This window comes from uncultured Granulicatella sp., from assembly GCF_963528315.1.
GTDB lineage: Bacteria > Bacillota > Bacilli > Lactobacillales > Aerococcaceae > Granulicatella.
In genome coordinates, this window is record NZ_CAURVV010000013.1 from 1 (window position 1) to 12,420 (window position 12,420).

Below are 12,420 nucleotides of genomic sequence, written 5' to 3' on the forward strand. Positions count from 1 at the left end.
AAAATCGGGACGTGCTTTCTTCTATTTTTGAGACTTACTGCCCAGCCTCTTTTTTAGGTATTTTTCAATTTTCTTCATTCTTAATTTTTGAATCCATTCGTACAATACAATTAAAATATACCCTAGTGAACCTAATTCAATTAATAAAATACTTAATTGTATGTTAGTCCATAAATATACCCCAAAGAAAAAGATGGAATAAGCTAAGATTTGTCTAACACTATCTGGCGCTTTTCTTTTTATATACCATTCACAAAATCCTTCATGATATGAACGACTAACATTATAATCTGCACGCAGTTCTCTATACCATTCTCTCATTCCATTCACCTACTTTTGATATTTGTTGTATTCTACACAATTCGTATAGTCTTGTCAATAGGATAAGCTAGTATTTGAACAAAAAAACCACCTAGCCAATGGCTAGGTGGTGTAAGTTCTATTTTTATGCTAAAGCATCATCCATAGATAAGATTTCGTGGAATACACGTTGAGTTAACTCAGCTTTTTGTTCTGGAGTTAAGTATTTAGTGTTTACACAGTATCCTGAGATACGTACGATAACATCTTCACCTGATAAGATTTTATCTTTAACATCGTTTAAGTCCATTACGTTTAAGTTAACGTGTTGACCGCCGCTTTCGAAGTATCCATCTAAGATTGCTACTAAGTTATCTACTTGTTCATCACGAGTTTTACCTAAAGCACGAGGTGAAACTTGAGTTGTTAATGAGATACCATCAGCTGCATAACTGAAGTCTAAGCTTGATAATGATTTCAAGTTATCTAACCAACCACCTTTAGCTTTGTTAGATGGGTTAGCACCTGGTGAGAAGAATTCAAGTTTAGACAAGTTGACAGAACCATCTTCGTTGAGGTATACACCTTTGTGGACTGGTGAGTTACCAGTTTGTTTAGAGTAAGCAACGTTAGATGTGATTGTCAAAAGTGATACTGTAGCTTCAGCGTCTTTGTAAAGTTTGTGGCTACGTAGACGAGTTGTGTAAGCTTCGATCAACCATTCTGCCAATTCGTTTGAACGTGGGTCATCTTCACCCCAACGTGGGTATTCACCGATTGTTTCGTAATCGTAGATGTAGCCATTTTCGTCACGGATTGGTTTAACTGTAGCGTATTTGATAGCTGACAATGTATCAACAGTGTTAGCAAATCCACAGATACCGAATCCCATGTTAGCACGTTGTTTAGTTGGCAAGAAGGCCATTTGAACAGCTTCGTAGTTGTACTTATCAGTCATGTAGTGGATGATGTTCAAAGCATCTACGTAAGTGTCAGTCAACCAGTCAAGAGATTTTTCAAAGTTAGCTTTAACTGATTCAAATTCAAGAACTTCGTCACGGATAGGATCGATGTCAAATACTTTGTAGTCTTTGTGAACATCGTCGTAACCACCGTTCAAACCAGTAAGAAGGGCTTTCAATACGTTTACACGAGCACCGAAGTACTGGATGTTGTGGCGTTGTTCTTCATTTTCTGGGTCAAGTGGAGACACACAGCATGAGATACAGCTCATTTCACCATATCCGTCTTTAGCCATTGTTGTTACACCTTCGTATTGGATAGAAGAGTGTTTGTGGCTCATGTGCATACAGTAGCGACGGAAGTTGTATGGCAATTTGTCAGTCCAAAGAACTGTCAAGTTTGGTTCTGGAGAGTTACCGATGTTGTCAAGAGTGTTCAAGAAACGGTAGTCCATCTTAGTAACACGGTGACGACCGTCGTTACCCATACCAGCCATAGAAGTTGTGATGAAGGTTGGGTCACCTGAGTACAATTGGTCATAAGCTTTTGTACGAGCAAATTTAACTGTACGAAGTTTCATAACGAAATCATCAACAAATTCTTGGATTTCTGATTCAGTAAATGTACCACGAGCAAGGTCACGTTCTGCAAAGATGTCCAATACGATTGGCACACGTCCTAGAGATGTAGCAGCACCGTTGATAACACGGCAGACAGCCATGAAGGCAATGTTAACCCATTGGATTGCTTCTTTAACGTTCATCGCTGGTTTGCGAACATCAACTCCGTAAAGATCACCCAAGCGAACAACTTGTTGCAATGCTTGGTATTGAAGATTGATTTCTTCACGAAGACGGATTGTTTCTTCATCGATTTCTTCGATTGCATTCCAGTCGTTTACTTTTTCTTGCATCAAGTAGTCTGCACCGTAAAGAGCAAGACGTGCGTAAACACCGATGATACGTCCACGTGAGTAGGCATCTGGAAGACCAGTTACAGTGTGAGCGTGACGAGCGCGACGGATGTTTGAAGTATAGGCACGGAAGATACCGTCGTTAACTGTTGTTACGTATTTAGTGAAGATTTCGTGAACAGCTGGGTCTGGTTCGTATCCATTTTCTTTCAAAGTAGTTTCAGCCATACGGATACCACCTTTTGGCATGAAGTTCAATTTGAAGAGTTCATCGTTTTGGATACCAAAAATCACTTCGTTTTCTTTGTCGATAAATCCAGCAGGAATATCAGCAATAGATGTTGGACGAGTGTCCATTGGGAAACGAGTTGCTTCATAGTGAGCTTTAGTTTCTTCTACTACTTTTTTAATGTGTAGAGAACGTTCTGTTGGCCCAGCAAGGAAGCTTTCATCTCCATCGTAAGGTGTGTAGTTAGCTTGAACGAAGCGAGATACACTTGCTTTTTCTTTCCAATCTACACCCTTGAAGCCTTCCCAGGCTTTTTCAAAAAGTTCTTGGGATTCAACAACTGCTTTATTAACCATTTATTTTCCTCTTTTCTTTTGGGTTTTATTTTGTTTTTCTTTTAACAAGCACATTATACATCTTTTCTCAATAATTATCAATGGAATAATCATAAAAATCTGTACTATTTTTTTACATAAGTGATATTTAATACAAACAGTTTGTTCATTTTTTATAAAGAAAAACTATTAAAAAGCCTATATTTAAAGCTCTCATCCTTAAAAACAACTGTTTTCAACAAAATAAAACACCTTAAGCCAACTGTATTAATACAGTTGGGTACAGATAATAATTATAAAATAAATGTAATAATCGTTTAAACTATTATCATTTAGATAATTCAATTTCAAAAAATCTTAAACCCACTGTATCCGCTTGCATTTTTCTCACTTTTATTCTTCAATAGAATTCTTAAAAAATGATATATTTTTAATATATTGTATAACTTTTTGCTGTTGTAATACATCATGTGATTTCTTTAACTACTTAAAAATACACTAAAAAAAGGTTGATGGAAAATCCATCAACCCTATAAATAATTTCTATCTTTCATTAAATAGCTTAGTCAATAACAACTGCAGTACCAGATGCCATTACCATTAACATACCACCTGTACCTACTGTTTCAGCATCGATTTTTACTCCGACAACTGCATTCGCTCCCAAATTAGCTGCACGTCTTTCTAATTCACGAAGAGCATCTTCACGAGCTTTTAACAATTCCTCTTCATACCCTTGAGAGCGACCACCAAAGAAATCACGAAAACTTGCTCCTAGATCTTTTAATACATTCACCCCTGAAATAACTTCTCCAAAAGCTATTCCCTTATATTCAACAATATTGTGTCCTTCAATTGTTGGTGTTGTAGTAATAATCATCCTAACCACTCCTTTGTGATTTTTTTATTTTATTATACTCCTAGTTTATCCCGTAATCAATGGGAGAATCCAATTAATCCATCCCCAACTTATTGGCATAACAAGGAGCATTGCAGGAATCATATCGGCTACTGGGAACATTTTAACCTTAATAATTCGAAAGCCTGTTGCTAACATAATCATTCCTCCACAAGCTCTAAAATCCGCTAACATTACTGGATTTGTCAAAGGTAAAATTTGTGTTCCAAATAGATATAGTGAAAAGAAAGTGATAAATTGTGGTACCGCCACTAATGAAACGACATATCCAACATTACAAGCAAAAATAGCAGCCGTAAAAAAATCTAAAATAGATTTTGCAATTAAGATACTATGATCTCCTGTCATTCCAGAATCAAGCGAACCATAAATTCCTGTTCCACTAAAACAGAATAGTACGATTACTGTTACTAATTGCGTCAAAAATTCTTCTTGACTTAATCCACCATCACCTCCACTGCTAAATCTCGCTACTGGACGTTCCAATAATTGTCCTAATTGATTGATTCTTAATCCTACTTTACAAGATATTCCAACAATCGTTCCTATAATCATAGCTAGAACGACAGCTGAAATATTTTTGACTAATCCAATTGAAGTAATTCCTAGCATCATAGCAGATAATCCAAAAATTAAATTTAACTGAATTTTGATTTCTGAGGGAATTTTATGTCCGGCAAATCCACCAACAATTCCTCCTAATAAAATGGCAAATGAATTGATAATAATTCCTACTGGCATATACTCTCCTTAGTATGATAATTTTTCTATTCATCCTACCATTATTCAAAAATTGATGCAATACTTCTTAATCGACATACGTTTCTAAACGATAGTTCCCAGCTGTGAAAAATACAAGTGCCATGACTAATATCATTGGAATGCCTGGAAGTAATTCTTGACGATCAACGATTTGAACAAACCAGTAAACTGGACTAAAATGCGCTACAATATCAATAATCTCAGACTGAAATAGTTTTGGTGCCATTCCAAGTCCCGCAAGGAAGAGAGCACCGAAGACCCCTACTTGTTGAGCTATCACTGGATTTTTAAAAATTCTAAATAAAAACAATCCTAGACTCAAACTATAAATAATCCCACTTGCCACTAATAAACAAACGTTAAACCAATTTGGAATTCCGACATTCATCGTTCTATCAATAAAGAAAATAATAAATAGGTTCGCAACAAACATGACTACAAAATATGCTCCTAAAAAGCTCTTTGTAATCCATGCATTTGAACGTGGCGCTAATAATGAACGTTTTAATACATAATTTTTCTTAAAAGTAATTAAGTCAAACGAAATAGAAGCGATATTAAATAAAATATAAAACATCACTAACAATAGCAATAGCACGTATCTTACAGTTGTTGCATTTTCTTCTTCAAAATGAACCAGTTGATTTTCACTTTGTTTGAATAATTCTCCCTTTTCTAATATCCCTTCTTTTTGAAGAGCTGTATTGACTAATTGTTTTTGCAAAATACCTTGAATATCTTGTTCTAATAAAACTTCTTTTTGTTTTTGACGACTATACACTTCCATCTGTATTTTTTGTCCATTTCCTAAAGATTGAACAAAATTTTTAGGAACTACATACACACTTCGAATATATCCTTTTTCCAAATCGTTTAAGGCTTTTTCTTTATCCGTATAAAAAATATTTTCAGAATATAAACTTTCTAATTCTTTTTGAAACTCTTCATTTCCTTCTTCTAGTACCATCGCTAATGAAGGAGTGGATGAAGAAGTTGTTGTATTGTTTTTACTTGTAGACGATAATTGAATGAACACCATTAGAAGCGTCACAATTGTTGGAAGAATCACCATTTGACCTATTAATGCTGGACTCTTTACGATTCTTTTAATATGAAACAAGATACCTCTTAATAAATCCATCAGTATTCCTCCCTTCTTTGTAAACAACGAATTTGTAATTCAACAAACATTAAAGTTACGACTATCATAATCAAATATACCATCGTAAATTCTGCTATGGATTCTTGTTGCATCATACGAATAATTGGTTCAACTAATACTCTTCTAAATGGATTATCTCCAAACCAATGGAACATTGGACTCATTTTATCAAGTGGAAGAGCTCCTGAAAAAAGAACAAATCCAATAGAGATAATAGAAGAAACTAATCCTAACGTTTTCTCCGTAATAAATATACTTACGAATCCTGCTATCGATAGTATTGCAAATAATTGAATCGCTAAAATTCCTGCAATCCCCAATAGATTGCCATTAAAAGTTGATGGATTAATCACTTTCCAAATTCCTACATATAATAAAGTAAAAAGATAAAATTGGATAAAATTCGAAATCAATCCATACGTTTCTCTTTGGCGAACACTAAGGGGTAGTAATTTCATTCGCTTATTTAGCCCACTTAATTCAGGCTTCACAGCACTTGCCACCACTGTTGAAAAAACCATAGCCAAAATCATCGTTAATTGCGCAGTAGAAAAATATTGCTCGCTTGTCAGCATTCGACTTGTTTGATAATCATTTCTTTGATAGAGTTCTGTACTAAGAACTTCATTTGTTTTTTGAAGAATCTGCGTAGATACTACAATTGCCGTTGCATCATCCACTTGTTTTTTATCCTTCACCAATTCCTTCAATTCTGCTTGCTCGAATAATTGACCTGTAATATTTTTCAAAATAATTTCATACGTCAATTGATCACTTGTCGAAACTTTTGATTTCTTTTGTACTTGAATTGGATTTGTTTGCTGTCCTTCCGATACTATTTTAGAAAAATCTGTTGGAATAGTAGCAATTAATTCTGCCTTTTCTTTATCAGTTGTTACAGTGATAATTTTTTGTTCATTCAATTGTTCAAGTGTTTTTTGAACAATATTTCCTAGCACTTCTTGATCTTGATTTTCTACATATAATAATGTATCTACTTTATTCGGTTTACGTTCAATGACATTTTTACCTGAAAAATTAATAAACAGTCCTATTACTAAAGGAGCTAATACAATCATAAAAAATAGCATATGAAACTGTTTGAACATCATCTGAATATTTGCTTTTAAAAAATACCAAAACTTCATAGTACTCTCCTTTAATCTCGTAATGCTTTTCCTGTTAATTTCAAGAAGGCTTCCTCTAATGTTGTTTCATTGACTGAAACTTTTTTAATAACTAAGTGATTTTCTTCGACTAAAGAAATAAATTTCATCATCGAATAAATCGAACGATCCACGACTAAGTTCATTCGACGATTTTCAACCGTTACTTCTTGAATCCCGTTTTCGCTATCTAGCACCACTTGCTCGAATCCTTGTGGAATACGATCCATTACTACTTCAATAGAATATGTTAAACCGACTAGTTCCTTCACATATTCTTTTGTTCCATAGGCCACTTCTTCTCCAAGATCCATAATAAATACACGATCACATAGTGCTTCCACTTCTTCCATATAATGCGAAGTATATAAAATAGTAGTTCCTTGTTGATTTAAAGTTTCTAAAAAGTCAAAAATATGCTGTCTCGATTGTGGGTCAACACCAACCGTTGGCTCATCTAAAATTAAAAATTCTGGTTGATGTAAGAGCGCAATCCCAATATTTAATCGTCTCTTCATCCCACCTGAAAAAGTTTTTACCTTTTCTTTTTTCTTTTCTTCTAATCCAGTTACAGCTAGAATTTCTGCAATTCTCTCTTTTAGAGTATTCCCATATAAGCCATATAATCCACCAAAATATGTTAAATTATCGACTGCATTTAATTCTTCAATAATCGCCAATTCTTGTGGAACAACTCCTAATTTTTGTCGAATCGTCAAAGCATCTTCTTTAATCGAACGCCCGTCAATCAAGACATCTCCTTGATCTGTTTTCTTTAATCCAGTAATGATATCAATCAATGTTGATTTACCAGCACCATTAGGCCCTAATAATCCAAAGCATTCCCCTTTCATAATTTCAAACGATACTTGATTTAATACTTTTTTCTCATCAAATGATTTTGTAATAGATTGAATTTCAACGTATGCCATATTTGTTCTCCTTTATATTAATGTAAGAAAAATTTATAACAAACAAAAGCTAAGAGTATTCCTAATAGAATGATTACGATTTTTTCTTTTCCTTTTTGATAGGTCATCATACTCTCTCTTCCTTTCGCTTTATTGTAATCTTATTATACAAATTATTCCTACACTCGCCTACTGACTTTAGTCACCATCTAGAATGACTTTAGTCACTTTTTTGTATCAAAAAAAGTGAGAAAAAACATTTTTGTTTCTTCTCACTTTTACAGATTTATAAATTCTACTCTTCAGGTTTATTCATTTTCTTCTGTGAATGAGCAGGTTTTGCGAAAATCATTCTTCCTGCCGCTGTTTGAAGCGCACTCGTTACAATGACTTCGAGTTCTTGATTCATGTAATACTGACCATCTTCAACAACAATCATTGTTCCATCATCCATATAAGCGACCCCTTGTTGTCGTTCAGTTCCAGCTTTAATGACTTGAATTTTCATCATTTCTCCTGGAATGACAACAGGTTTAATTGCATTTGCTAATGCATTAATATTGAAAACAGGAACATTTTGAAACTCACTAACTTTATTCAAATTATAATCATTCGTAATAATGACGCCGTCAATTGCTTTAGCTAATCGAATTAATTTACGGTCCACTTCTGTAATATCATCATAGTCTCCATCATATGTTTCAACTGGAACTTTCGATTCTTTTTGTAAAGCATTTAGAATATCTAACCCTCTACGCCCACGAACACGTTTCACACTATCAGAGCTATCTGCAATATATTGCAATTCATTTAGAACAAATACTGGAATAACTAATACCCCTTCTAAAAATCCTGTTTGAGCAATATCATAAATTCGTCCATCAATAATCACGCTCGTATCCAAAATTTTATATTTATGAAAGGCATCATCGACTTTTCTTTCAAGTACTTGAGGTTCTTCTGCTTTTTTCTTTAAACTTAATAGTTTATGAAAATCCCCTCTGCGACTCGTTCCAATATAAAATCCTAAATATCCAAAAATAATGCTCAATACTACTGGTGCTATTTGTGTAATCGCCGGAATTTGTAAATTTGTTAGTGGTAAACTAATAAATGAAGCGACTACTAATCCAAGTAACATTCCTAATAATCCAAACACTAAATACGTAACAGATAATTGATTCACTAATTTTTCTAATTTTTTAAATCCTGCCATAATAGGTTTTGTTAAAATTAATGAAATAAAAAAGAAAATAATAGCTCCAATCACTACACTAATCACAGCAGAATTTAACCATTCATTGGAAATTCCTATTAATTCCCAAAATGATGGTAAATAGGTCACTCCCAAACTCCCACCTACAATGACAAAGATGAGGCTAATCATTCGTTTGGCAAAAAGTTGACCTTTAAAAGATAAATCCATGTTACTCACCCTCCTTATTTGATGAATTTTTTAAAATGCTTTTTGAATGGCTTCTTTCACAGAGGAAACTCCGACAACTTCAATTCCCTTTGGAAATTCCCATCCATCAATATTATTTTTTGGAATAAAAATTCGTTTAAATCCTAATTTTTGTGCTTCTTTCACACGATCGCTAATACGATTTACACGACGAATTTCTCCTGTTAATCCAATTTCCCCTACGAAACAATCATCTACAGCTGTTCCTTGTTCTTTATAACTTGAAACAATACTCATCGCAATCGCTAAATCAATGGCTGGTTCATTGAGTTTCAATCCACCAGTAGATTTGAAATAAGCATCTTGATTTTGTAGCAATAATCCTGCTCTTTTCTCTAAAACAGCCATTAGTAACGCTACACGATTATAATCTAGTCCACTTGTTGTTCTTCTAGCATTTCCAAAAATTGCTGGAGATAATAAACATTGAACTTCTGCTAAAATTGGACGGCTTCCTTCTAGAGACACAACAATCGCTGAACCTGTTGCTCCTTTTAAGCGTTCCTCTAAGAAAACTTCTGAAGGATTAATGACTTCTTTTAATCCATCTTGCATCATCTCAAAGACGCCAATTTCATTCGTGGATCCAAAACGATTTTTCACCGAACGTAAAATTCTAAAGCTATGATGTTTTTCCCCTTCAAAATACAATACAGTATCTACCATATGCTCTAACATTCTAGGACCAGCCAATGCGCCTTCTTTTGTCACATGCCCTACAATAAAAATTGCAATTTGATTTAACTTTGCTAATCTCATTAATGTTGCTGTTGATTCTCTTACTTGAGAAACACTTCCTGCTATTCCTGTTGCTTGTGGATGCGCCATTGTCTGAATTGAATCGATAATGACATAGTCTGGTTTTAATTGTTCAACTTGTGTTACTACAGCTTGTAAATCCGTTTCCGGATAAATGTAAAACCCGTCTGCTTGCATGCCTAAACGTTCTGCACGCATTTTTACTTGTGCAGCACTTTCCTCACCTGAAACGTATAAAACACTGCCTCCTGCTTTTTGTAACTGACTCGATACTTGTAATAATAAAGTAGATTTTCCAATTCCAGGGTCTCCACCAATTAATACAAGAGAACCAGGAACTACTCCACCACCTAATACACGATCTAATTCTTGCATCGAAGTTTCTACACGTTTGACACGTTCATAGGCAACTTGGTCAATACGAAGTGGTTTTGCACGATTTTCTTCTTCTGAATGACTCACTAAAGATTGTTTTTTAGTACTACTCGTAACAACTTCTTTATATTCTTCCATCGTGCTCCATTGTCCACAATTCGGACATTTCCCTAAATATCTAGGAGAAACATATCCACATTCTGAACAGAGATAACTAACGGTTGCTTTTGCCATAAAAACTCCTTTCTAGCGAACACCGGATGAACCAAATCCACCTGTTCTTTCATTCGCTTCTTCTACATCATCTTCATCTGCTTTCAAGAATGAATGAAAAATACCTTGACCAATTCGATCACCTTTTTGAATTTCTTTATCAAATAATCCAAAATTCAATAATTGGAAATAAATATGTCCTTCATTTCCTTCATTATTATAGTAATCACTATCCACAACTCCTACCCCATTTGGTAATACTAAGAAGTGTTTTAATGGATTACTAGAACGGTTTGCCAATTGCAAGTATTCATCTTCTTGCATATACGCTTTAATTCCTGTAGGAACTAAAATCGGTTTTAATACTTTTTGTTCTTTTTCTAATTCTGCTTCTACTACTTCTCTATCACTACGGTACACCCATTGTTTTAATTGAACCGCACAATATTTAAAAATCATTTTCCAAATACTTGGTAACACAATTGTTTCTGCTGCTTCAAAATCATATCCTGCTGAATGTTTTGTGGAACGTTTTGGAATATTAATCCCTTTATCTTGATAACTTGTAATAATTTCAAATCCACGTTTTCTTTCCATTTCATCACCTTTTCTAATCATTCTATTCTCTTCTATCATAACATTGAAAGCATAAAATTACACTAGAAGTCCCTTCATTTTTTACAAATCCTTATATTCAAAATTTCACTCAGCAACTTGCACAAAAATGAAGGGAAAATTTTAGGCAAGGGGACTGTAGGTTTTGAAAGCTTTTTCATGTATAATAAATTTATCCAATAAGAAACAAAGGGGATTTATAAAATGGTACAAATTGAATTAAATCATATTCACAAAAAATACGACAATGCTGATTTCTACTCAGTAACAGACTTTAACTTACATATCAAAGATCGTGAGTTTATCGTATTCGTAGGACCTTCTGGATGTGGTAAATCTACAACTTTACGTATGATTGCTGGTTTAGAAGATATTTCTGAAGGTGAATTAAAAATCGGTGATACTGTAATGAACGATGTTGCTCCTAAAGATCGTGACATCGCAATGGTATTCCAAAACTATGCTTTATATCCACATATGAGTGTTTATGATAACATGGCATTCGGATTAAAATTACGTAAATATGACAAAGCTGAAATCGACAAACGTGTTAAAAATGCAGCTGAAATCTTAGGATTAGCTCAATACTTAGATCGTAAACCAGCAGCTTTATCAGGTGGACAACGTCAACGTGTTGCTTTAGGTCGTGCAATCGTTCGTGATGCTAAAGTATTCTTAATGGACGAACCTCTATCAAACTTAGATGCTAAATTACGTGTTGCCATGCGTGCAGAAATCGCTAAATTACACCGTCGTTTAGAAACAACTACAATTTATGTAACACACGATCAAACTGAAGCGATGACAATGGCTGACCGTATCGTTATTATGAAAGACGGTATCGTTCAACAAATCGGTACTCCTCAAGAAGTTTACAACACTCCAAACAATGTATTCGTAGCAGGATTCATCGGATCACCAGCCATGAACTTCTTCAAAGTAACATTACAAGATGGCGTAATTTCAAACGGTAAAGGTTTATCATTACAATTACCATTAGCTAAACAAAAATTATTAGAAGAAAAAGGATACAATGGTAAAGAATTAATCTTCGGTATCCGCCCAGAAGATATTAAAGGTTCACAAATCGTTCTTGAAACATATCCTTCATCTTCTGTAAAAGCTGAAGTTGTTGTATCAGAATTATTAGGTGCTGAAACAATGTTATACAGTAAAGTAGATGACACTGAATTCGTATCTAAAGTGGATGCTCGTGACTTCCACAACCCAGGAGAAATGGTTGATTTAGCATTTGACTTAAATAAATCACACTTCTTCGATGCAGAAACTGAAACAGTTATTCGCTAATGCAAACGCAAAAAAGAAAGCTCCC

11 protein-coding genes are annotated in these 12,420 nt (G+C 34.3%); 1 reads left to right on the top strand and 10 read right to left on the bottom strand.

The annotated features are described in order from the left end of the window. Positions 1-21: 21 nt before the first annotated feature. The 10 genes from RYK07_RS04505 to RYK07_RS04550 form a co-directional block, all read right to left on the bottom strand. Positions 22-321 (bottom strand): hypothetical protein, encoded by a 300-nt coding sequence (locus RYK07_RS04505; RefSeq protein WP_314852595.1) that lies wholly within the window; start codon positions 319-321, stop codon positions 22-24. Positions 322-445: 124 nt separating this feature from the next. Further along, a complete protein-coding gene (gene pflB / locus RYK07_RS04510; RefSeq protein WP_314852596.1) occupies positions 446-2,761 on the bottom strand; it encodes a formate C-acetyltransferase in 2,316 nt (771 codons plus the stop codon). A 541-nt stretch (positions 2,762-3,302) separates the two neighbouring features. Next, a complete protein-coding gene (locus RYK07_RS04515) occupies positions 3,303-3,620 on the bottom strand; it encodes a heavy metal-binding domain-containing protein (protein WP_314852597.1) in 318 nt (105 codons plus the stop codon). Positions 3,621-3,665: 45 nt separating this feature from the next. Further along, a complete protein-coding gene (locus RYK07_RS04520; protein ID WP_314852598.1) occupies positions 3,666-4,400 on the bottom strand; it encodes a DUF554 domain-containing protein in 735 nt (244 codons plus the stop codon). Positions 4,401-4,467: 67 nt separating this feature from the next. Continuing rightward, positions 4,468-5,562 carry an ABC transporter permease gene (locus tag RYK07_RS04525; protein WP_314852599.1) on the bottom strand — a complete coding sequence of 365 codons (1,095 nt, stop codon included), beginning with the start codon at positions 5,560-5,562 and terminating at the stop codon, positions 4,468-4,470. Continuing rightward, positions 5,562-6,731: an ABC transporter permease gene (locus RYK07_RS04530; RefSeq protein ID WP_314852600.1), complete on the bottom strand. Its 1,170-nt coding sequence runs from the start codon at positions 6,729-6,731 to the stop codon at positions 5,562-5,564. The genes RYK07_RS04525 and RYK07_RS04530 overlap by 1 nt, the downstream gene beginning before the upstream one ends. A gap of 11 nt (positions 6,732-6,742) precedes the next feature. Beyond that, complete coding sequence (locus RYK07_RS04535) at positions 6,743-7,681, bottom strand: ABC transporter ATP-binding protein (RefSeq protein WP_314852601.1); 939 nt, start codon at positions 7,679-7,681, stop codon at positions 6,743-6,745. 274 nt (positions 7,682-7,955) lie between these two features. Continuing rightward, positions 7,956-9,086, bottom strand: a complete 1,131-nt coding sequence (locus RYK07_RS04540; RefSeq protein WP_314852602.1) for a PIN/TRAM domain-containing protein — start codon at positions 9,084-9,086, stop codon at positions 7,956-7,958. 30 nt (positions 9,087-9,116) lie between these two features. Continuing rightward, entirely contained in the window at positions 9,117-10,493 is a 1,377-nt protein-coding gene (radA, locus tag RYK07_RS04545; protein ID WP_314852603.1) for a DNA repair protein RadA, read from the bottom strand. 12 nt (positions 10,494-10,505) lie between these two features. Beyond that, positions 10,506-11,069, bottom strand: coding sequence for a dUTP diphosphatase (locus RYK07_RS04550; RefSeq protein WP_006703126.1), 564 nt, complete (start codon positions 11,067-11,069; stop codon positions 10,506-10,508). 222 nt (positions 11,070-11,291) lie between these two features. Between RYK07_RS04550 and RYK07_RS04555 the strand changes: the two genes are divergently transcribed. Further along, a complete protein-coding gene (locus RYK07_RS04555) occupies positions 11,292-12,395 on the top strand; it encodes a sn-glycerol-3-phosphate ABC transporter ATP-binding protein UgpC (RefSeq protein ID WP_314852605.1) in 1,104 nt (367 codons plus the stop codon). Positions 12,396-12,420: the final 25 nt, after the last annotated feature.